The organism is Rhizobium sp. ZPR4 (assembly GCF_040215725.1).
Classification (GTDB): domain Bacteria; phylum Pseudomonadota; class Alphaproteobacteria; order Rhizobiales; family Rhizobiaceae; genus Rhizobium; species Rhizobium rhizogenes_D.
The window spans coordinates 125,356-147,046 of sequence record NZ_CP157969.1; the positions used below are offsets into that span (position 1 = coordinate 125,356).

The window sequence follows — 21,691 nt, forward strand, 5'->3', positions numbered from 1 at the left end:
TATTTATTCACATATGCTGGAAAATTCATTACCAACTCGCCTTGGCACTGTCAACCGAGTCTTTTCGGCCTGTTTTGACAACAACTCATCCGCGGGGGCTTGACTAACGATCCTCCTGTGCAAAAATATAAATAGATGAATATTTATTCACACGAGGAAATGATGGAGCCTTCCGAACTTGAACGTATTGCTCGTCAGATACGTCTGCGAGACCTCCAGGCAGTCTACGAGGCAGGTGCCGGACATATTGGCGGCGAGATGTCCGTAATCGACCTTCTGGCCGCGCTGTACTTCCGCGTCCTGCGTATCTGGCCGGATCAGCCGAAACATCCTGATCGGGACAGGTTCGTACTTTCGAAGGGACATACCGCATGCGCGCTCTATGTCACGCTGGCAAAACGCGGCTTCATTCCGGAAGACGAAATCTCGACGTTCCTGAAGCCGCATTCGAGGCTCAATGGCCACCCCAATTGCAACAAGGTACCGGGCGTCGAAACCAATACCGGTCCCTTGGGGCACGGCCTGCCGGTCGCGGTCGGCATGGCCAAGGCAGCCAAGCTGTCAGGCGCCGGCTACCATACCTATGTCATCACCGGCGACGGCGAGATGCAGGAGGGCTCAAATTGGGAAGCGATCATGGCCGCCGCACAGTTCCGGCTTGATAATCTGACCCTGATTGTTGACCATAATCGGTTCCAGCAGGGGGCGGCACTTTCGGATACGAACGACATCGCGCCGCTTCGCCCGAAGCTCGAAGCCTTTGGCTGGGACGTCAGCGAAATCGACGGCAACAATATGCATGAGGTTGTCCCCGCCCTCGAACACCGGAGCGATCGCCCCCATTGCATCGTGGCCCATACCAACAAGGGGCACGGAATCTCCTTCATGCAGGATCGTGTCGACTGGCATCACAAGGTTCCGAGCAAGGAACAATACGTAGTCGCATTGGCAGAATTGTCGGAGGCACTCTAATGAACGCGCCTGTGAATGCACCCAAGCTCCACGACTGCCGAGACGCTTTCGCATCGACGCTCGAACGCCTTGCCGCCGAGAATGAAACGATCGTGGCCGTCTGCAACGATTCGGTCGGATCTTCGAAGCTCGGCGGCTTCAAGTCGAAATTTCCCGACCGCCTGGTCAATGTCGGCATTGCCGAGCAGAACATGGTCGGCGTCGGCGCGGGCCTGGCCAATGGCGGACGCCTCCCCTATGTCTGCGGTGCTTCGCCGTTCCTCACAGGTAGATCGCTCGAGCAGATCAAGGCCGACATCTCCTACTCGAATGCCAACGTCAAGCTCGTCGGCATTTCGTCCGGAATGGCCTACGGCGAGCTCGGTCCGACCCATCATTCGATCGAGGATTTCGCCTGGACGCGCGTTCTGCCCAACCTTCCGGTGATCGCGCCCTGCGACCGTATCGAGACGGCGGCCGCGGTGGAATGGGCGGCAAGCTACAATGGCCCCTGCTTCCTGCGCCTGTCGCGCGTCGGCGTGCCCGACCTCCTGCCGGAAGGGCACAAGTTCGAGCTTGGAAAGGCCAATCTCCTGCGGCAAGGCTCCGATGTCACGCTCATCGCAAACGGAACTCTGACCCATCGCATGATGCAGGCCGCCGATATCCTCGCGCAGCGCGGCATCAAGGCCAGGGTGCTCAATCTCGCCACGGTTCGTCCGATCGACGAGGATGCCATCATTGCGGCTGCCAAGGAAACCGGCGCGATCGTGACGGCGGAGGAGCATTCGATCTTTGGCGGGCTGGGATCGGCCGTGGCCGAAGTTGTGGTCGACAATGCCCCGGTTCCGATGACCCGCCTCGGCGTTCCCGGCATCTACGCGCCGACCGGCTCGGCCGAGTTCCTGCTCGACGAATTCGGCATGGCCCCGTCGGCTATTGCGGACGCCGCGCAAGCACTTATCAAGCGCAAGTAGGCAAACAGCACGCATTCAAGCCTGGGCGGCTTGCCGCCCCGGCCTTGTCGTTAGAGCCGGATGATTTTAGGTCGAATCGGCCTAAAATCTGAATCCGCTCTAGAATCACAGAAGTAGAGCAAGATGTCGCTCGAGCACCGCTCACACGTTTCGGCGTCATGCTCTGGTGGAGGATATAATGCGGGCCATTCTGGCAATCGACCAGGGAACCACCAATTCCAAGGCGGCGCTGGTCTCCGAGAGCGGAGACATCATTGCCAGAGGCTCGGCTCCGGTAGGCATCTCCTATCCACAGCCCGGCTGGGTCGAGCAGGATCCAGATCGGATTTACGCATCCGTCTGCGAAGCGATCGCACTTTGCCTGCAAGGCGCGCCTGGTGCGACAATCGAAGCGATAGCGATCTCCAACCAGCGGGAATCCGTTACTATTTGGGATGCCGAAACGGGCAAGGCGCTTGGACCGGTACTGAGCTGGCAATGCAGACGCACGGCGCCGGATTGCGAGCGTCTCATCGCCGATGGACATTCCGAGCGCGTCGAGGCGCTGACCGGCCTTCCTCTTGATCCTATGTTTCCCGGCCCGAAGTTCCGGTGGCTTCTCGATCGGGTCGCACATGGGCGAAAGGTCCGCATCGGTACGATCGATAGCTGGCTCATCCACTGCCTTACCGGTGGTCGCAAGCACGTCTGCGATGCCTCGAATGCGGCCCGAAGCCAGTTGTTCGACCTCGCGGCTCAAGCCTGGAGCGAGGAACTGGGCGAGATTTTCGAGGTCGATATCCGGCTCCTTCCGGAAGTGCTCGACAGCTCCGCGGACTTCGGAACCACGCAGGGTCTTGCCGGCGTTCCGGACGGCACACCGATCAGATCGGCCATCGGGGACAGCCATGCCGCCTTGTTCGGCCACGGAGCCTTCAATCCCGGCGATGGCAAGGCGACCTTCGGAACAGGGTCTTCGGTCATGACCACTCTTCCGCACTTCATCGCACCACGCAATGGCATCACCACAACGGTCGCCTGGCGCATCGCCTGGCAGCCGACTTTCGCCTTCGAAGGCAATATCCTCGTGTGCGCTGCGAGCCTGCCATGGATGGCCGGCATTCTGGGCCTCCCGGACGTTGCTGCCCTGGTTGACCTTGCAGCCACCGCCGAACCGGACGGCCCAGGCTTCGTGCCAGCCTTCGTCGGGCTGGGGGCGCCCTACTGGAATTCCGACGCCCGCGCTCTCTTTTCGCAGATCAATTTCAGCACCACCCGCGCACAGATGGCACGCTCAGTCACCGACTCGATCGCCTTGCAGGTTCATGACGTAATCACGGCGATGCGGGCACAAAGCGGCGGCGAACTTGGCAAGCTTTACGTCGACGGCGGACCGAGCCAGAACCGTTTCCTCATGCGATGCGTATCGAACCTGGTAAAGCACGCTGTCATCCAGTGTGAGGCCCCGGAAGCGTCGGCGCTGGGAGCCGCTTATCTTGCCGGTCTTTCGATCGGCCTCTGGCCGGATCTCGACGCCATCGCGGCGCTTCCGAGAAATACTGAAGTCATCGAGCCGGAAAACATCGACGGTACGGGCCTCGTGAACAGGTGGAATGATGCGCTGGCCCGCTCGACGTTGCGCACAACTCCGGTTAAAGGTGAATAAAAATTCACCCCGGGATCAACGATGGCTCGCCTTAACGAACTCCGCCTCATTTCACGAGTTGCCCAGATGTACCACATAGAGGGCAAGCGGCAGGCGGATATCGCGCAGCATCTTCGCCTGTCGCAGGCAACAGTCTCGCGAATGCTGAAGCGGGCCGAGGCGGAAGACATCGTGCGCACAAGTGTTATTCCGCCCGTCGGCACCTATAGCGAACTCGAAGGAGGGCTGCGCGAGAAGTACGGTCTCCCCGAGGCGATCGTCGTCGAATGCACCGAGGACCGGGACGGAGCCGTCATGGCGCGGATCGGCGAAGCTGCCGCGCATCTTCTGGAGGTGACGCTTGCACCCGGCGAGATCATCGGTGTGTCGAGCTGGAGCCAGACGATCTTCAGGATGGTGGAAAACATTCATCCCCAGAAGAGCGCCCAAGCCAAGTACGTCGTCCAGACGCTTGGCGGCATGGGCGACCCGTCGGTCCAGACGCATGCCACCCAGCTTACCACCCGCCTTGCGCGACTGACCGGCGCGGAGCCGAAGCTGCTTCCGGTGCAGGGCGTCACGACCTCGCGCGAGGCCAAACTCTTGATGCAGGCGGATCCGTTCGTGCGGGAGACGATGGACCTCTTCGGCAGCATCACGCTCGCCATCGTCGGGATTGGCGCCGTCGAGCCATCGGAATTGCTTGCAAGATCCGGTAATATCTTCTCGTCACGGGAGCTTGCCGATCTCGCCGAGGCAGGCGCTGTCGGCGATATATCGCTGCGTTTTTTCAACAAGGACGGCAAGCCTGTTAAGACGCCGCTCGACGAGCGCGTCATCGGCTTCCCGCTCGAAGATCTCGAACGGGTTGATCGGGTCATCGCGCTTGCCGGCGGAGCAAAGAAGACCGCGGCAATTGCTGGCGCCCTGAGGATTGGAGTTATCGATACACTGATAACGGACAAGTTCAGCGCCGAGCGACTTATTGAATCATAGGCGGCCACAACAGCAACAATCTGTCGCTAACTGGAATCGCCGCCTACGGGATTGGCTGTGAAAGCAGCAGCCGTCGTCAGCTCAGATATCAACGATGAGGCCTTTGGCCTTCAATACAGCTTCAAGCTTGCTGACTTCGATGACCGATTTTCCTTGCTTATAGGCCTCGATGTATCCGGCCTCGGCCTCGTCGCGAGCCTGTGAGAGCCGGGCGACCTCCTGCGCCTCCTCCTGGCGAACGATGACCAGTCCGTCGGCATCGCCAATGACGATGTCGCCCGGATTGATGATCTCTCCGCCGACAATGACCGGATCGTTGACTGCCGCGATCGTTTCCTTGACCGTGCCCTTGATGCAGACGCTGAGCGAGAAGACCGGAAATCCGAGTTCCCTCAGCTGCAGCGTGTCACGCACGCCGGTATCGGTCACCAGGCCGCCAATGCCCTTGGCAAGGCAGGCATTGGCGAGCACATCGCCGAAGGAGCCGGCTTCCTCATATTCGCCCGCGGAGACGACGATGATGTCGCCCGGCTTGGCGAAGTTGATCGCAAGCTGCAGCATGATGTTGTCGCGCGGCGCGCATTTCACCGTGAACGCCGGGCCACATAGCTTCATGCGATAATCCACGGGCTTCAGCCGCGAGGACAGCGCACCACGGCGACCTTGAGCCTCATGGATCGTTGCAGGCGAAAATTTGGCGAGTGCGTCGATGTCGGCCTTGCTTGGGCGCTTGGCAATATCTTTGATGTGGGTCACGGAAACCTCCCATGGTTAAGCCGGCGGTGGGTGCGCCCACCGCCTGTAATCGATGACAATTTTCGGATGGATGACTGACCGAACTAGGCGGCCCTTCGTCAGGGAATCGGATCGAACTTCAATTCGGTGATCGGGACGACCTTCTCGGTACGGGTCATTTTGTACTCGGTATTCGGACCAAGCCATTTCTCCCAGATCTTGTTGATCTCGCCCGCGCTGTCGAGCTTATGGAGGATTTCGTTGATCTTTGCGGTCAGCGCCGGTTGATCCTTTTGCATGCCGATACCGACCGGCTCCAGCAGCATGGGGTCGTCGATCATGCGCATCTGCTTGCCCTTCGTCTTGGATTCGTTGACAAGCAGCGTCGTCGTCATGGTGTTGGCGACGAGACCCCGCGCCTTGCCCTGCTGAACGGCGAGATAGGCAGACCCGGTGTCCTGGAAGGTCAACGGGTCGGACTTGTTGAGCTTGATTGCCAGTTCCGAAGTCGAGCCCTTGGTCGAGGCAAGACGCTTGCCTTCGAAATCGGCCTTGGTCTTGCCGGCGTCATCGGCGGGGACGATGAGCATTTCCTTGGCGATGTAATAGGGATCGCTGAACTGGATCTGTTCGGCGCGGCTGAGCGTATAGGCAAGGTTGGCGACCGTGATATCGACGCGGCCGAGCTTCACTTCGGGAACACGTGCCTCGACTGAGATCGGCTTGATCTCGGCCTTCACGCCAAGTTCGTTTGCAATCGCCCGGCACAGATCGACGTCGAAGCCGACCATTTCGCGGGTTTTCGGGTCGGGCGAGGAAAACGGCGGCACGTCGGCATAGGTCGCGCAGCGAAGCGTCTTTGCTGACATGATGGTGTCGAGCTGATCCGCCTTGGCCGGCAGGGCAATGGCGACGCCGGAAAGCGCCAATGTCACGGTGAAGCATTTCCAGTTCATTGCTGTTCTCCTTGTTATCGATTTCAGGTGCTTAGTGGCGCAGATCCGAAAGGAAGCGCTGAGCTCTGGGATGACGGGGGCTCTTGAAGAATTCCTCGGGAGGCGCAGTCTCCAGGATCTCGCCGGCATCGATGAACCAGATCCGGTCGGCCACGTCGCGGGCAAAGCCCATTTCGTGGGTAACGCAGAGCATCGTCATCCCTTCAGCCGCCAGGCTTTTCATGACACTCAGGACTTCGCCGACCATCTCGGGATCAAGCGCACTCGTCGGCTCGTCGAAGAGCATGACCGGCGGCTCCATTGCGAGGGCGCGGGCGATGGCCACGCGTTGCTGCTGACCGCCTGAAAGCTGGCCTGGATAGGCATTCGCCTTGTCGGCGAGACCGACGCGATCAAGCAATGCGAGCGCCTTGTCGCGCGCCACTTTCGCCGGCACGCCCTTGACCCGGATTGGCGACATCGAAACATTGTCGACGACGGACAAATGGGGAAACAGGTTGAAATTCTGGAAGACGAAGCCGATCCGGCTGCGCAGCCGATTGAGCTCGGCAGCGCCCATCGCGGCATGAATATTCTTTCCCTCAAAATCTATCGAACCGCTATTGATCTCTTCCAGCCGGTTGATCGTGCGGATCAGTGTCGACTTGCCGGAACCGGACGGTCCGCAAATGACGACAACTTCACCGCGGCTGACATCGGCATTGATGTTGTTCAACACCTGATAATGGCCGTAGCTCTTGCAGACCGCGTGAAGACGGATCTCCCGAGCGCCGTCCTGCGGTGCGGGAACTGGGATGCTCATAGCTGCTCCGTGAATGTTTTTAAGGGAACGACATCGCTGCGCAGCTGTATCTTCCGTGGTCCGGCTCGCCGCCGGGCAATCCGCCGTTCAACGCTGTTTGCGACATGGGTCAGGCTCCAGCAGAGCGCATAGTAGACAACGGCGAGGATGAAGAAGACCTGGAAGGGTTGCGACAGCAGCTGGTTGTTCACCTGGCTTGCCGCGAAAGTCAGGTCCGGCACGTTGATGATGTAGCCGAGCGTCGTGTCCTTGATCGTCGAAACGAACGTCGAGATCATGCTCGGGATCATGTTGTAGAGCGCCTGCGGCAGGATCACGAAACGCATCGCGCCGATGTAACTGTGGCCAAGTGCTCTCGCAGCATCCATCTGCCCCTGGCCGAGCGAGACGATACCGGCGCGAACGACCTCGCTCAGGAACGCGCCCTCATAGATGATGAGCGTTACCAGCATGATCAGGAAACTTGGGACATCCGCCCCCGTCCATAGCGGAACGATGAAATAGCACCAGAGGATCAACATCAGCAGCGGAACGCCACGCGTGACGTAGACGAGGCCGGTTGCCGGCCATCTGAGAACCGCCCATTTGGAAAGACGGGCCATGGCAAGCAGAATACTGACGGGGAATGCGAGCGCGATGGCAAGCGCCGAAAGGATGAGCGTATTGGCAAGACCGCCCAGCGGGCCATTGGGATACTGGCCGATCAGCAGCAGAAGCCAATAATCATGGATGATCTTGATGATATCCTGGATCACGCGCGCGCCCTCCGCACCGGATCGCTGCGCAGGGAGATATATGCGCCGAAGGCCATGATGATGAGGGAGAAGAAGAGATAGATGACCGTACCGATCAGATAGATCTCGAAAGTGCGGAAACTGACATTGTCGATTTCCTTGACAGCATGCGTAAGTTCTGACGCACCTACGACGATCGCGAGACTGCTGTTCTTGAACAGCGATACGCTGTGATTGATGAGCGGCGGCAGGGCATTGCGCACGCCCTGGGGCATGATGACGAAACGCATGGCCGAAATGTAGCCATGCCCGAGCGCCTTGGCCGCTTCCATCTGCCCTGGGCCGACCGACCGCAGCCCGGAGCGCAAATCCTCACTGAAATAAGCGGCCTGGCACAGCCCCAGGCCTATGATGGCGAAGATCGCCTCGGCATTGTGGTCGGCAAGCCAGTCGGTGACGCCTTGCGGCATCAGCGTATAGATCCCGAAATACCAGAACATCAGCTGCACCAGCGTCGGCACGTTGCGATGGTAGGAGACGTAGGCTTTCACGATCGGCTCGCCGATGCGAAGCGGCGAGACCCGGAGGGCAAAAAGCAGGATGGCCAGCGTCATCGCAAGGAGCCAGGAGCCGATATAGATGACGAAGGTCATCTCGATGCCCTGCAAGAGCATCGCGACGTAATCCGGATTCCTCAGGATGGCCGACAGATCGAACCCGCTCACCGCTTCGCACCTTCCGCATCATAGGTGGCGGCGGATGTCTCGGGCTTTGCCGTCTGCAGGCCGCCCATCACCTGCAATGTCGGGGTGATCTCCATATGACCGATATTGACCGCGACCGGCGCTGAAATCGCAAAGGCGATCGCATCCGCGATATCGGCCGCCTGCGGCAGCTCGAACCCGTCAATGAAGCGTTCGCGCACGCTCGGGTCATCACCATGGACGTGGTTGAAGATATCGGTCGCAACACGACCAGGGCAGATCTCGGTGACGCGGACCCGCTTGCCGAATGCATCGATGCGCAGCTGGTTCGACAGCATGGCGACGCCAGCCTTGACGGCATGATAAGTTGAATTGCCGCCGAAATTGTAGTTTCCGGCAATCGAGGAGATGTTGATGACGTGCCCGCGGTCGCGAGTCACCATCCCCGGCACGACCAGACGGCAGATATGCAGCACGGCGCGAAGATTGACATCGATGAGGAGATCGATGTCTTCCTCGTCCGCCTGAAGGAATTTCTTCGGCCGGTCGACGCCGGCATTGTTGACCAGAATGTCGAACTGAACCCGGTTGGCAAGATCGGCGATTGCGGCGCGATCCGACACATCGATGACGTGGGCGATGCATCCCGTGCGCTCGGCCAGTTCCTTCAGGGCACCGGCACTGCGGGCAATCGCATGCACCTCTATGCCCTCGCGGCAAAACCGCTCCACCACGGCGGCGCCGATACCGGAGGAGGCGCCAGTGACCAGCGCGGTCTTGTAATCGGAGAATGGCATTCTGATCCCCTTTTTGTTGGTTTGGACATTAGCGGAGCTTCAACTCCTTGCCTAAGACCGATTACTTTTGGAGTAATAAGCAACTTTTATGGAGATGTGCCGGCCGCAAGCGGACTGGCCATCGCTGCGGGCGATTGCACTTTTCTGCAAGAGCCGGCATGGCGTTCCGACATCAGCCTGCGTTGCAAAACAGATGCGCGTCTGCAAACATGCCCCGCCAAAACAGAACAGTAATCGATGCCATGGATATCAGACGCTTCAAATCCTTCATTGCCATCGTCGATAGCGGCAGCATTACGCGGGCCGCCGATATCCTGCATCTCGCCCAGCCGGCTCTGAGCCAGCAATTGGCGGCGCTCGAGGAACATTTCGGCCAGAAACTCCTGATCCGGAGCCAGCAGGGCGTCAGCATGACCGATGCCGGGCACGCGGTTTATCGGCACGCGCAGATCATTCTGCGTCAGATGGAACAGGCGCAAGCCGATGCCGCCGCTGCCGGCAATTCGCTTGCCGGACGCGTCTCGGTCGGCCTCGTGCCCTTCAGCAGCGCCGCCACGCTTTCCGTCGACCTTCTGGCGGAGACACGCAAGAGGCACCCCGGAATTCTGCTTCATCTGACGGAGAGCGTCGGCCAGACCTATAGCCAGATGATCATGACCGGCCGGCTGGAAATGGCCCTGATCCACGGCACGGGGCCGATCAAAGGCGTGCGGTTCGAGCCGATCCTCCGGGAAGAATTCTACCTCGTTGCCCATCGCAATTTCGCGATCGATTCAGACCAGAAACCCGTGCCCGTTAGCGCACTCGATGGGATGCCGATGCTGTTGCCGCCGGCTTACAATTTCGTACGCCGGGCCGTCGATGCCGCCTTCACGCGCAGCCGCATCAATCTCAAGGTCGTGGCCGAAGTCGAAATCGTGCGAACGCTGGCGCGCGCCGTCGGCAGCGGACTAGGCGCGACCATCATGCCGAAGGCGATCGCCGACCGCATCGTGTCGGAATCGAGCGAGCCTCTCGTCTGCCGGCTGATCTCGCCGCGGATCGAGGAAACGCTGTCGCTTTGCACCTCCGATCAGAATTCGCTGTCGGAGCCTGCATTTGCCGTCAAGGACATCCTCGTCGAGCTGACCGAGCAGTTGAAAGTCTAAAGCTTCCGACCCGGAAATCGGGCCGGAAGCGTGTAACATCGCCGCTCAGCGCATATCGCGGCAGAACTCAGCGATACGGGCGCAGCCCTCGCCCAGCTTCTCCATGCTCGTCGCATAGGAGATGCGGAAATAGGGGCTCATGCCGTAAGCGGAACCCTGCACCGTCGCGACATGGTGCTCATCGACCAGCGCCATGACGAAATCGACGTCCGTCTCGATCTTGCGTCCGCCCTTGGTGGTCTTGCCGATCAGGCCGGACATATTGGGATAGATGTAGAAGGCGCCTTCCGGCTTGTGGCAGCGCAGTCCATCGACCTTCGACAGTTGATCGAGAACGAAGTCGCGCCTTTCCCTGTAGATTGCTGCCCGCTCCTTCAAAAGATCCTGGGGACCTTCCAGCGCCGCGATCGCCGCCGCCTGCGTGACGGTTGCAATGCCGCCGCTGTTCTGACCGTTGACGTTGCTGATCGCGGCAATCAATTCCTTCGATCCGCTGGCGCAATATCCAAGACGCCAGCCGGTCATGGCATAGGCCTTCGAGACGCCGTTCATCGTCAGGACCCGATCGTAGAGCCTGGGTTCGGCATCGGCGATCGTGCAGAATTCGAACCCGTCATAGACGAGGTGCTCGTAGATATCGTCGGTGAGTATCCAGACATCCGGATGGCGCAGCATGACCTCGGCGATCGCGGCCATTTCCGCGCGCGAGCAGGCTGCACCAGTCGGATTGTTCGGAAAATTCAGGAGAAGCCATTTGGTGCGCGGCGTGATCGCCGCCTCGAGGTCCTCCGGACGCAGTTTGAACCCGGCCTGCTCGAAGCAGGGGACAACAACCGGGACGCCGCCGGCAAATTTGACGATGTCGGCGTAGCTGACCCACGACGGCGTGGGAATAATGACCTCGTCGCCCGGATTGCAGGTGGCCAGCATCGCATTAAAGATCACCTGCTTGCCGCCACCGGAAACGACGATCTGGCTTGCATCGTAATCGAGGTTGTTGTCGCGCTTGAATTTTCGGCTGATCGCGGCCTTCAGCGCCGGCGTGCCGTCCATCGGCGGATATTTGGTATCGCCGCCGAGTGCAGCCGCGTGCGCTGCCTCGATCGCATGGGCGGGGGTCGGGAAATCCGGCTCCCCGGATGAAAGGCTGACAACCTTGATGCCCTTGGCGGCCAGTTCGCGGGCGCGCTGGGTCATGGCGGCGGAGGCGGAGATGGAAACGTTCTTCAGGCGATCGGCTGTGGAGGGCATTGGCGTGCTCTTTCAGTGGAAATGAAAACTTGGTGGCCGGAGGCGATCAGGATGCAAGTTCTGCCGCGGGCGCGAGGGTCGCACCAGAAGCCTCGATTTCGCTGCGGATGATACGGGCAAGGTCGAGCGAGCCGGGCGTATCGCTGTGGACGAGGATCGACCGGGCCGGCATTTCAAGCGTGCTGCCGTCGATCGCCTCGACGGTCCCATCCGTCAGAAAGCGACGCACCCGTTTGCGAACCGCGGCCTCGTCCTTAACCAGCGCGCCCGGCAGACCGCGGGTGACGAGCCTGCCGTCGGCATCATAGGCGCGGTCGGCCAGAAACAGCGCCAGCGTCTTGAGTTTCGCGCGCCTTGCCGCCTTTTCGATTTCACTGCCCGACGTCACGAAGACGACCAGACGCGGATCGACCGTGGAGATGGCATTCATCATCAGATCGGCGAGCGCCGCATCGCGGTTGACCATATTGCCCATGGCCGCATGAAAGCTGAAATGTCCGACGGTCATGCCCTCGCTCCTGGCGATCGCAATCAGCGCGCCGAGCTGGTAAAGCATCTGCTGCCGAAGCTCGTCCGGCTGGAACGGCATCTCGCGCCGGCCGAAACCGGATCGGTCCGGCAGGCCCGGATGCGCGCCGATGCCGACACCGTTCTCCTTCGCGAGACGCACCATGCGCGCCATCGTTTCCGGGTCACCGCCATGAAAACCGCAGGCGATGTTGGCAGACGACACGATCTTCATCATCGCCTCGTCATCGCATAGCCGATAAGGACCGAAACCTTCGCCCATGTCGGAATTCAGATCGATTTTCACCTGCTCCTCCTCTTGGTCCCTGCCACTCTCATCAGGCCATCGCCTTCAAGGCGCGCTTGACCATTTGCGACGTTCGCCTGACGTCCCCGACATAGCGGGCCACGGCCTGTTCAACCGCACGCGCCTCCGCATGCGTCGAGCGGACGAAGCGGAGTCGGGTGCCGATACGCGCCTGGCCGAGCCGCCACAGATCGCATTCGATGACGCCGGCGATCTTCGGATAGCCACCCGCGGTATTGGCATCGCTCATCTGGATGATCGGCTCGCCGGCCGGGGGCACCTGGATCACGCCGGGCACCACGCCATGCGAGCGCATTTCGACCGTCGCCGTCGGCTTGATCGGTTCGCCGGACAGGCGATAGCCGGTGCGGTCGCTGCTCGACGATATCCTCCAGCTCTGGCTCCAGAAGGCCTCGCCATCCCCGGCGAACAACTCATGCTCGCCGGCCGGTATCGCACGGATCGGCAACGCGCCGTCGATCATGGCCGGGAAAAAGTCGCGCAAGGCGATCGCAGGCTCGACAACGGCAAGACCACTTGCCGGCAGGGGGAGCGCATCGGCGGATGTGCCAAATTCAATCCGGTCGCCCTTGATGAGCGCGCGACCGGCATTGCCGCCAAAGCCGCCGCGCAGGGACGTGCTGCGCGAGCCCATGAGAACCGGCACATCCAGCCCTCCACGGAAGACGATGTAAGCACGTGCTAACCTAAGTGGCTGCCTTAGCTCGAGGATCTGGCCCGGCTCGGCGACGTGCGTGCACCAGGCAATCAGCTCCCGTCCGTCCAGTACGGGGCTGCCATCCGCACCCGTGACGGCAAAGACGCCGCCCGTCACGAACTGTAGTTTGAACGGAAAGGTCTGAACCTCTATCGCAGCCGCATCGTCGTCGTTGCCAACAAGGATATTGCCGATCTTCACCGCAAGAGGGTCCATCGCGCCGCTGGCTGTGACGCCGATGTCGCGATAGCCGGGACGGCCGAGATCCTGGATCGTGTTGAATGGGCCGGTTTCAATGATCTCGATCATAGCTCGATCCTTGCCGGCAGAAAGCGGACGATATCGCCGGGCATCATCAAAGCCGGCGTCGCTGAGGTCGGATCGAACATCTGCAGCTCGGCGTGGCCGAGGGAATTCCAGCCATTCGGGCCAGTTAGCATCGCAACGCCCGTTTGCATTCCACCGATCGTGACGCTGCCCTTCTCCATCCTGAGCGATGGAACGGTCTTGCGTGGCATATAGATGCGCGGATCGAGCCCGTGCAGATAGCCGAAACCGGGAGCGCTCCCCAAGGCGAAGACGCGGTAGCTCGCCTCGTGATGCAGGCGCACGACCTCACGGTCGCTCAAGCCGCAAAAGTCGCAGATGGCGGGAAGATCGATTGCATAGGCGCCACCATAGTGAACCGGGATTTCGATGACTTTTCCCGCGAGGTCCAAGCTCTCGGCGTTGTTCCATGCCTCAAGAAGCCGGAGCGTGACCAGATCGGGGTCCTCCGGCGTCTCCTTGAGGATCGCCAGGAGATTGGTCATTCCGGGGATTACTTCCGCTATATCGGTCCAGCCCCTCACCGTCCGCGCCAAAGCCCAGATCCATCGCTGCGCGGGCAAATCGAATTCGCCCGGCGCTTCCAGCAAGAAAGATCGCGTGCCGATGCAGGAAATCCGTGCCCGGCCCTTGGCGGCGGGAACGATTTCGCGCGACGAGGTGATGGTGTTCGACGTAGCAATCATGGCAGCGGCTCGATTTCGAACAGGGGATCACCGAATCCGACCAGGGTTTCAGGCTCCACCAATTGCCTGGCCAGCGAACCGGATCTGCCGGCGGGAATGGGAAGCAGAACGGAACTAATGCGGATAAAGCCGATCACATCCCGGTTTGAGACCCTGCGAGGCAGACGCTCGGCTGCATCGGAATCCGAAGGATGCAATGGATAGAAGTGACCAGCCATTGGCGCTTTGATGATCGCCATCGGTATCGCCGGCTCGGGCTGCGCATTTCCTGTCAGCTTGATTTGGGCGCCCGCAGCCTTCGAGACGATGATGCGTAGATTACCGCCCGGTCGCGAAATTTCTATGCCATCGACGCCCGCCGCCGTCAGCGCATCAGCCAGAGCCGCGATGGTCGAAGGATCGCTAAAGTCGATCGCACTCATGCCGCCCTCCTCTGCCGAAGCCATTGCTCCAGATAGTGAATATCTGTCTCGCCGCGGGCAAACCCTTCATCCTCGAACAACATGCGCAGTAACGGCAGGTTGGTGGAAATCCCTTCTATCCTTGTGGCAGCAAGCGCCTCGCGCATTTTGGCCATGGCTTCTGCCCGGGTAGACGCATGAACGATCAACTTGGCGATCAGTGAGTCATAATAGGGCGAAACCCGATAGCCGGCGTGAATATGGGTATCGACCCGGATACCCGACCCTTCCGGCAGTGCCAGATCGGAGATCGTGCCTGCCGAAGGCAGGAAACTTTCGGAATCCTCGGCATTGATGCGGCATTCGAAGGAATGGCCGGCACACGCCACATCGTCCTGGCGTATTTCAAGGGGAAGACCCTGGGCGACCATTATCTGTGCTTGGACGATATCGATCCCGCTGGTCGTCTCAGTAACGGGATGCTCGACCTGCAGACGCGTATTCATTTCGATGAAATAGAAAGCCCCATTTTCGTAAAGGAACTCGAAGGTTCCGACGCCGCGATAGCCGATCTGCCGACAGGCTTCCACACAGGCCAGACTGACAGGCTCGATCACTTCCGAAGAAATCCCGGGCGCCGGGGCCTCCTCCACGACCTTCTGATGCCGGCGCTGCATCGAGCAATCACGGTGCCCGAGCCAGACGGCATTGCCGTAGATATCGCAGAGCACCTGAATTTCGATGTGACGCGGATGCTGGAGGAACTTCTCCATGTAGAGCGCCGGCGAGCCGAAAGCCTGACGGGCTTCTTCCCGCGTCAAAGCAATGGCCTCATGCAGCTCGCCTGCGTCAGGAACTACCCGCATCCCTCTGCCGCCTCCGCCGCCGGCGGCCTTGATGATCACGGGATAACCAATCTCCTGGGCGGTCCGCTCGACGGAAGTCGGGTCGTCCGGAAGAGACGTATCAGGACCGGGCACGCAAGGGACACCTGCAGCAATCATTGCCCGCTTCGCCGCTATCTTGTCGCCCATGATCGCGATCGAGGAGGCTTCGGGGCCAATGAATGCGAGGCCGGCTTTCTCCACAGCTTCGGAAAAAGCAGCATTCTCGGACAGAAACCCGTAGCCGGGGTGGATCGCACCCGCCCCGGTCAGCTGTGCGGCAAGGAGGATCGCATCTTGATTGAGATAGCTGCCGGTCGCGTTCGCGGGACCGATGCACAGAAAGGTGTCAGCGGTCTTGCCGTAAGGCGCCCGCCTATCGGCTTCGGAGCAGATCGCGACCGTCTTCAGGCCGAGTTCGCTACAGGCCCGCTGAATTCGCGCAGCAATTTCGCCGCGATTTGCGATCAGGACCGTATCGAAACGTCGACCCGCCTTGTCGAGAGCTTCCGCCACTACGCGATCTCCGCCAGGACTTCGCCCGTCTCGACTTCACCGCCATCTATTTCGGTAAGGTGCCTGATGCGGCCAGCCTGCGGGGCCGCGATCTTGTTGAAGACCTTCATCGCTTCGATGATGAAGAGCGTCTGCCCCTCCTCCACCGCGTCGCCAACCTTGACGAAAGGCTCCTGCCCGGGTGCTGGTGCCCGGTGCAAGACACCGAAGATCGGCGCCTTCACGGTCACAGCGGTGCCTTGCGACTTTTCTGAAATATCGCAGCCTTGTTCAGCGCGACCAGTTGCTACGCTGGCAGCCATCTGCGCTGAAGGAAACGAATCCGTCGGATTGAGCGTTCGGAAGATCCGAACCGTAACATCCTTTTCCGTTACCGTGAGCTCGGTAACGTTGGATCGTCCAACAAAATCGATCAGTGTTTTTATCTTCGACAGATCCATGCGAGAACTCGGTATTTCGGAGCACCTCCCGCAATCCAATGGGTAATGACAGCGTTTGGCTGCCTTCCTCCCTACACGATGGCTTTCACGATGGGGTCAAAGGAACTTTTGATGACGCAGCCCCACGCTCGATGAGACAGCTGTAGCCAATCGATTTATCAAGGCCTCAAGGTGATTTTGTTCGCCAGGAACCAGAATCGCTCGCGAGGTTTGGCGTCAGGTACGGCAAATCGCCAGATCCGAACGTTGGGGCTGGCGGTTCCGGGAGGTCAGGCGGCGCTCGCCTCGCCTTGCGCAACCATCCGCGCAGCAAGCAAGACGGCCTCCTCGCTGGCGCCGACATTGGCGATGCCCTTGCCGGCAATATCATAGGCTGTACCATGCGCGGGTGTGCAGACAGGGAACGGCAATCCACCGAGCATTGTCACGCCGCGATCGAAACCCATCATCTTCATCGCGATCTGACCCTGATCGTGATACATGGTTAGAACTGCGTGGAAGCCGCCTTTCAACGCCGTCAGGAATACGGTATCGGCAGGAAACGGTCCTTCGACCTGCCAGCCCATCTCAACACTCCGGATGACGGCGGGCTCGATGATGTCGATTTCCTCCATACCGAAGCTGCCGCCATCGCCGGCATGCGGATTGAGCCCGGCTACCGCGATCTTGGGCTCGGCGATCCCGGCCTTGACCAAGCATCTCCGCGTAAGATCGAGTTCCGCAAGAATGGCTTCCTGCGACATGTGGGAGGCAACGGCCGAAAGCGGAATATGCGACGTCACGCGCGCATTCCAGATCTTTTCCAGCACGTTGAATTCCCGCATCTTCTGCCGGAACTGCAGCACATCGGCGATGAAGCGAATTTCGTCGTCATAGCCCGGATAGGCAAGGCGCATGGCCTTCTTGTTGAAGGGCGTGAAGCATACCGCATCCACTTTGCCGTCACGGCCAAGTTCGAGGGCATTGCGGAAGTTTTCAATGGCAAAGCGCCCTCCGATGAGAGCCGCCTCCCCTCTGCGCACATCGGCAGGCGCCAGATTGCCGAGGTCCACGAAGGCATGCGCTGTCACTGCCTGCCGGCTGATATCGCTCAAGGACACCGGCTGCAGCTCGGGGATTACACCCGCAACCACCGCTCCATCGTTCAGAATACGGCGGTCGCCGATAACCACCAGCCGCGCGGCTTGGTGCACCCGTTCGGAAACAAGCAGTCGGGCCGCCAATTCGGGGCTGACGCCTGCGGGGTCGCCCATGGCAAGTGCGATGAGGGGACGATAAGCCGCGCGCATGTCATTCATTTTGGCTACCCGATCTGGCGTGAATGAAGCGACGCTATCGAAGCGACGGGACAGCGTCAAGTATTCTGTATACAGAATACAAAATGTAGAAAGGTTGCTCGTCGGCGATCCCGGGCTGGACAGTCATGGGTGGAAAAGATACGTCCAGAACAACGTCGTTACTTTTGAAGACCAGGGGATGGACATGGTTGCAGGCTCCGATCCGCTTTCGAGCGTGATGGATGCATCGGCGAGCGGGTCCGGGCCGATTGCCCGCATGTCGCTTCACGACGCAATCGTCAACCGGCTGCGCGACATGATCATCGAGGGCGAGCTGCCGCCCGGTTCCCGCATCCATGAAACCCAGATGGGCCAACGGCTCGGCGTGTCCCGCACACCCTTGCGCGAAGCGATAAAATTCCTCGCGAGCGAGGGACTTGTCGAGCTCGTACCGAGCCGGGGGGCTGTCGTGCGCCAGTTCAGCGCCAAGGATCTCAGGGACATGCTGCTTGTGCTCAAGACCCTCGAGGTTCTGGCGGGTGGCATCGCCTGCGAACGCGCCACCGACGAGCAGATCGCCCATATTCGATCCCTGCACGAAGAGATGCTTGGCCACTATCGCAAGCATCGGCGCATGGAATACTACAAGCTAAATCAGAGCATTCACTCGGCCATCGTGGCCCTCTCCGACAACGAGCCGCTGGCCTATACCCACGGCATGCTGCAGGGGCGCCTGAAACGAATGCGCTTCGTCAGCCATGAGGGCGAAGAGAATTGGGCCAAGGCTGTCTCCGAGCATGAAGAGATGATCGCGGCTTTGGAAGCCCGGGATGCGGCTCGCCTGTCCGAAATCATAGAGCGGCATCTGTCGGCTGCTTGGGAGCGGGTCGAGGCCTCGCTCTGACGGCGCCTGCGTGAGCACGGCAGCAGGGTGTCGAAGCCTAGCCCGCCTGACATGACAAAATCCATCGCATCGACACCACAGATGAGCCTGCACGCCGATCGCAATCGCGGAACGGATCGTCGCAGACCCTTGACCGGCGGTGAATCGGATACACTTGACGTCACGAGTGAACGACTGGAGAAACCATGTCCGTCCCAACTTCCTCCGCGCCTCCCGAAACGACACTTGCAACCGCGGCCTGGTGGAAACGCGCTGTCGTCTATCAGGTCTATCCAAGGAGCTTTGCCGACGCCAATGGCGACGGTATCGGTGATCTGCGCGGGCTGATCAACCACCTCGATTATCTTGCCTGGCTCGGCGTCGATGTCATTTGGCTTTCGCCCGTCTATCCCTCGCCGCAGGATGATAATGGCTACGATATCAGCGACTATCGCGACATCGATCCGCTGTTCGGCTCACTCGCCGATTTCGACGAACTGATCGAGAAAATGCATGCACACGACATGCGGCTGCTGATGGATCTGGTCGTGAACCACACGTCGGACGAACATCCCTGGTTTGTCGAATCCCGCGCCTCGCGCGATAACCCCAAGCGCGACTGGTATTACTGGCGGGACCGCAAGGCGGATGGCTCGGCCCCAAACAACTGGAAGTCACGCTTTTCAGGTTCGGCCTGGGAATATGATGAGGTGACCGACCAGTCCTACCTGCATCTCTTCTCGCGCAAGCAGCCGGATCTCAATTGGGAGAACCCCGAACTGCGTCAGGCCGTCTACGAGATGATGCGCTGGTGGCTGGATCGCGGCGTGGATGGTTTCCGCATGGATGTCATCAACTTCATCTCCAAGGTCGACGGCCTTCCCGACGCGATCGGCACAGATGCATCGAGCGACGGCAGGCAGCACTATATCCACGGCCCGCGGCTGCTGGAGTTCCTGAGCGAAATGCGCCGCGAGGTGTTCGACGGTCGCGACAAAGTGCTGCTGACTGTCGGCGAAACGCCGCAGGCGATCGTCGATCATGCGAAGGCGCTGACTGACGAGCGAACCGGCGCGCTCAACATGGTCTTCCAGTTCGCGCATATGCAGGTGGATCAGATCGGCGCGACGCGCTGGGCACCGACGACGCTGGAGCTCGGTAAGCTCAAAGCCGTCATGGGACACTGGCAGGATGGCTTGGCCGACGCCGGCTGGAACAGCCTCTACTTCAACAATCACGACCAACCGCGCGCGCTATCGCGCTGGGGCAATACCAGCCAATACAGGGTTCAATCGGCCAAGGCCATCGCCACGGTTCTGCATATGCATCGAGGCACCCCCTACATTTATCAGGGCGAGGAGATCGGCATGACCAATCCCGAGCTGAAAACCATCGACGATCTTCTCGATGTCCAGTCGCGCAACTATTACTTTTCGTGTATGGCAGCCGATCCCGCGCAGGATCAGGAGGCACTGATGCGCGTCATCAGGCCAATGGCGCGGGACAATGCCCGCAGCCCGGTTCAATGGGATGCAAGCATCAATGCCGGCTTTTCGACCGGCAAACCCTGGATGGCCATCAATCCCAATTACAAGACGATCAATATCGAGGCCGAAAGGGCCGACCCGCATTCGGTGCTGCATCACTACCGGCAGTTGGTCGCACTCCGACACGAGCACGACGTGATCGCCTATGGCAGTTCAAAGCTCGAAGCGCTCGACGACCCGCAGCTCTATATCATCATCCGTACGCTCGGCGACGAGCGTGCCGTCATGCTTGCCAATCTCTCCTCCGAACCGGCAGCCGTCGACGGTGGTGCCTATGCGTCGCCCGATCTCAAGCTCGTATCGAGCAATTACGATGACGACGCCGAGCCGATGGAAGCAATCAAAATCCTGCGGCCATGGGAAGCTTTGATTTTCCTGTCATCTGCGCAATAAGCAACGCGATCGATGGAACGCCTATGAAGGCGGTCATCATCTCGGCGCGTTATCTCGATCAGCCATCGCTCCGTATCAACTTACGGAACTCAACTGCAAAACGCGCGATGGCAATCTGGATGAAGCGCTGTCGGCAAGTCTCTGATTTCGCCGCCGCTTCCTTCCTTTAAACGTCAGGTCCGATCGCCCCCAAAGCCGTCGGCAGTTGCATTGCAAGCGTGCCCGAGCCAGTCGGAAAAGGCCCGCACCTTCTGGCGCGCTTCGGCTCTTGCCGGCCAAAGCGCATAATAGCCGTAGCCGCTGTCGATGATCCGCTCGAAAGGAGCGACCAGCTCGCCGCTCTCCAGATCCTGTCGAGAAAACACGAGATCGCCCATCGTTACGCCATAGCCGCTCGCAGCCGCGGTCATCGCGAAATCCTGCGTGTCAAAGACCTGATGACGAGAGGCCTGGAACGAATAGGCGCCTTCGGCCTGCAGCCAGAGCGTCCAGTCGCTATGGCGCGGATTGGAGTGCAGCAGGACGCAGTTCTGCAGGTTCTTCACCTCGGGCGGATCGCCGAGCCTGGATAGAAATTGCGGCGAGCACATCGGCGTCAGCTGCTCCCGCAATAGCGGCAGCACATCCATGCCGGGCCAGTGGCCGTTGCCGTAGGTGATCAACATGTCGATATCGCCGACGGAAAAGGTCGGCCGCAGGAACCAGGCGGTATCGATATTGATGTTCAGGTCTTCATGATGGCTATGAAGATCCGGCAGGCGAGGCAGGAACCATTTGCGCGCGAAGGTCGGCGGCATGCGAATAGTCAGAGAGCGCACCGTCGTTCGCGTTGCCTCGAACGAGGTCTTCAACGAGGCGAGCAGGCCGTCGACGATCGGGATCAGCGCCATGCCGCGTTCCGTCAGCGCCACCTTGCGGGTGTGGCGCTCGAACAGGCTGCAGCCGAAATAATGCTCGAGCTGCTGCACCTGCCGGCTGATTGCACTTTGGCTGAGATTGAGTTCTGCCGCCGCCGCCGTGAAACTGCCCGTTTCCGCGACAACGGAAAAGGTTTGCAGCGTCTGCAGCGGCGGCAATCTGTTGTGATCGAACCTCGGCTCCATTCCCTACCCGGCTTCTCCGCTGCTGTC

At 60.2% G+C, this 21,691-nt stretch carries 22 protein-coding genes; 7 read left to right on the forward strand and 15 right to left on the reverse strand.

All coding sequences use genetic code 11. From position 1 onward, the window contains the following. Window positions 1–162: 162 nt before the first annotated feature. The 4 genes from ABOK31_RS28440 to ABOK31_RS28455 all read left to right on the forward strand — a co-directional run bounded on the left by ABOK31_RS28440 (window position 163) and on the right by ABOK31_RS28455 (window position 4,548). Complete coding sequence (locus ABOK31_RS28440) at window positions 163–972, forward strand: transketolase (RefSeq protein ID WP_349962793.1); 810 nt, start codon at window positions 163–165, stop codon at window positions 970–972. Next, on the forward strand, window positions 972–1,928 hold the full coding sequence (locus ABOK31_RS28445) for a transketolase family protein (protein WP_349962168.1): 957 nt from the start codon (window positions 972–974) through the stop codon (window positions 1,926–1,928). The genes ABOK31_RS28440 and ABOK31_RS28445 overlap by 1 nt, the downstream gene beginning before the upstream one ends. Window positions 1,929–2,106: 178 nt before the next feature. Next, on the forward strand, window positions 2,107–3,573 hold the full coding sequence (locus ABOK31_RS28450; RefSeq protein WP_349962169.1) for an FGGY-family carbohydrate kinase: 1,467 nt from the start codon (window positions 2,107–2,109) through the stop codon (window positions 3,571–3,573). Window positions 3,574–3,594: 21 nt separating this feature from the next. Then, on the forward strand, window positions 3,595–4,548 hold the full coding sequence (locus ABOK31_RS28455) for a sugar-binding transcriptional regulator (RefSeq protein WP_349962171.1): 954 nt from the start codon (window positions 3,595–3,597) through the stop codon (window positions 4,546–4,548). 81 nt (window positions 4,549–4,629) lie between these two features. Here ABOK31_RS28455 and ABOK31_RS28460 read toward each other — a convergent pair whose 3' ends face one another. The 6 genes from ABOK31_RS28460 to ABOK31_RS28485 form a co-directional block, all read right to left on the reverse strand. Continuing rightward, window positions 4,630–5,304, reverse strand: a complete 675-nt coding sequence (locus ABOK31_RS28460) for a 4-carboxy-4-hydroxy-2-oxoadipate aldolase/oxaloacetate decarboxylase (RefSeq protein WP_349962173.1) — start codon at window positions 5,302–5,304, stop codon at window positions 4,630–4,632. A 98-nt stretch (window positions 5,305–5,402) separates the two neighbouring features. Then, entirely contained in the window at window positions 5,403–6,239 is an 837-nt protein-coding gene (locus ABOK31_RS28465) for an ABC transporter substrate-binding protein (protein WP_349962175.1), read from the reverse strand. A 31-nt stretch (window positions 6,240–6,270) separates the two neighbouring features. Beyond that, complete coding sequence (locus tag ABOK31_RS28470; RefSeq protein WP_174172468.1) at window positions 6,271–7,041, reverse strand: amino acid ABC transporter ATP-binding protein; 771 nt, start codon at window positions 7,039–7,041, stop codon at window positions 6,271–6,273. Further along, window positions 7,038–7,796, reverse strand: coding sequence for an amino acid ABC transporter permease (locus ABOK31_RS28475; protein ID WP_349962177.1), 759 nt, complete (start codon window positions 7,794–7,796; stop codon window positions 7,038–7,040). Before ABOK31_RS28475 ends, ABOK31_RS28470 begins: the two co-directional genes overlap by 4 nt. Then, a complete protein-coding gene (locus tag ABOK31_RS28480) occupies window positions 7,793–8,500 on the reverse strand; it encodes an ABC transporter permease subunit (RefSeq protein WP_174172470.1) in 708 nt (235 codons plus the stop codon). The genes ABOK31_RS28475 and ABOK31_RS28480 overlap by 4 nt, the downstream gene beginning before the upstream one ends. After that, window positions 8,497–9,276: an SDR family oxidoreductase gene (locus ABOK31_RS28485; RefSeq protein ID WP_174172471.1), complete on the reverse strand. Its 780-nt coding sequence runs from the start codon at window positions 9,274–9,276 to the stop codon at window positions 8,497–8,499. The genes ABOK31_RS28480 and ABOK31_RS28485 overlap by 4 nt, the downstream gene beginning before the upstream one ends. A 242-nt stretch (window positions 9,277–9,518) precedes the next feature. Between ABOK31_RS28485 and nac the strand changes: the two genes are divergently transcribed. Then, on the forward strand, window positions 9,519–10,424 hold the full coding sequence (nac, locus tag ABOK31_RS28490) for a nitrogen assimilation transcriptional regulator NAC (RefSeq protein ID WP_092713764.1): 906 nt from the start codon (window positions 9,519–9,521) through the stop codon (window positions 10,422–10,424). Between the two features lie 45 nt (window positions 10,425–10,469). Here the strand turns inward: nac and ABOK31_RS28495 are convergent, their stop codons facing one another. From ABOK31_RS28495 to ABOK31_RS28530, 8 genes are all read right to left on the reverse strand, one after another. Continuing rightward, a complete protein-coding gene (locus ABOK31_RS28495; protein WP_349962180.1) occupies window positions 10,470–11,675 on the reverse strand; it encodes a pyridoxal phosphate-dependent aminotransferase in 1,206 nt (401 codons plus the stop codon). 46 nt (window positions 11,676–11,721) lie between these two features. Next, window positions 11,722–12,489 carry a 5-oxoprolinase subunit PxpA gene (locus ABOK31_RS28500; RefSeq protein ID WP_349962182.1) on the reverse strand — a complete coding sequence of 256 codons (768 nt, stop codon included), beginning with the start codon at window positions 12,487–12,489 and terminating at the stop codon, window positions 11,722–11,724. Between the two features lie 31 nt (window positions 12,490–12,520). Beyond that, window positions 12,521–13,516 (reverse strand): biotin-dependent carboxyltransferase family protein, encoded by a 996-nt coding sequence (locus ABOK31_RS28505; protein WP_349962184.1) that lies wholly within the window; start codon window positions 13,514–13,516, stop codon window positions 12,521–12,523. Then, a complete protein-coding gene (gene pxpB / locus ABOK31_RS28510; RefSeq protein ID WP_349962186.1) occupies window positions 13,513–14,220 on the reverse strand; it encodes a 5-oxoprolinase subunit PxpB in 708 nt (235 codons plus the stop codon). The genes ABOK31_RS28505 and pxpB overlap by 4 nt, the downstream gene beginning before the upstream one ends. Beyond that, window positions 14,217–14,642 carry an acetyl-CoA carboxylase gene (locus tag ABOK31_RS28515; RefSeq protein WP_349962188.1) on the reverse strand — a complete coding sequence of 142 codons (426 nt, stop codon included), beginning with the start codon at window positions 14,640–14,642 and terminating at the stop codon, window positions 14,217–14,219. The genes pxpB and ABOK31_RS28515 overlap by 4 nt, the downstream gene beginning before the upstream one ends. After that, a complete protein-coding gene (locus tag ABOK31_RS28520; RefSeq protein WP_349962189.1) occupies window positions 14,639–16,021 on the reverse strand; it encodes an acetyl-CoA carboxylase biotin carboxylase subunit in 1,383 nt (460 codons plus the stop codon). Before ABOK31_RS28520 ends, ABOK31_RS28515 begins: the two co-directional genes overlap by 4 nt. Next, window positions 16,021–16,461: an acetyl-CoA carboxylase biotin carboxyl carrier protein subunit gene (locus tag ABOK31_RS28525; protein WP_174172478.1), complete on the reverse strand. Its 441-nt coding sequence runs from the start codon at window positions 16,459–16,461 to the stop codon at window positions 16,021–16,023. Before ABOK31_RS28525 ends, ABOK31_RS28520 begins: the two co-directional genes overlap by 1 nt. A gap of 269 nt (window positions 16,462–16,730) precedes the next feature. Then, window positions 16,731–17,759: a 4-hydroxythreonine-4-phosphate dehydrogenase PdxA gene (locus ABOK31_RS28530; RefSeq protein WP_349962191.1), complete on the reverse strand. Its 1,029-nt coding sequence runs from the start codon at window positions 17,757–17,759 to the stop codon at window positions 16,731–16,733. A 217-nt stretch (window positions 17,760–17,976) separates the two neighbouring features. On the opposite strand from ABOK31_RS28530, the gene ABOK31_RS28535 reads away from it, so the two are divergent. Together ABOK31_RS28535 and ABOK31_RS28540 are read left to right on the forward strand one after the other, a co-directional pair. After that, on the forward strand, window positions 17,977–18,642 hold the full coding sequence (locus ABOK31_RS28535) for a GntR family transcriptional regulator (protein WP_349962795.1): 666 nt from the start codon (window positions 17,977–17,979) through the stop codon (window positions 18,640–18,642). Between the two features lie 185 nt (window positions 18,643–18,827). Beyond that, complete coding sequence (locus ABOK31_RS28540; RefSeq protein ID WP_349962193.1) at window positions 18,828–20,561, forward strand: alpha-glucosidase; 1,734 nt, start codon at window positions 18,828–18,830, stop codon at window positions 20,559–20,561. A 173-nt stretch (window positions 20,562–20,734) separates the two neighbouring features. On the opposite strand, the gene ABOK31_RS28545 is transcribed toward ABOK31_RS28540, so the two are convergent. After that, a complete protein-coding gene (locus ABOK31_RS28545) occupies window positions 20,735–21,664 on the reverse strand; it encodes a LysR substrate-binding domain-containing protein (RefSeq protein ID WP_349962194.1) in 930 nt (309 codons plus the stop codon). Window positions 21,665–21,691 lie beyond the last annotated feature (27 nt).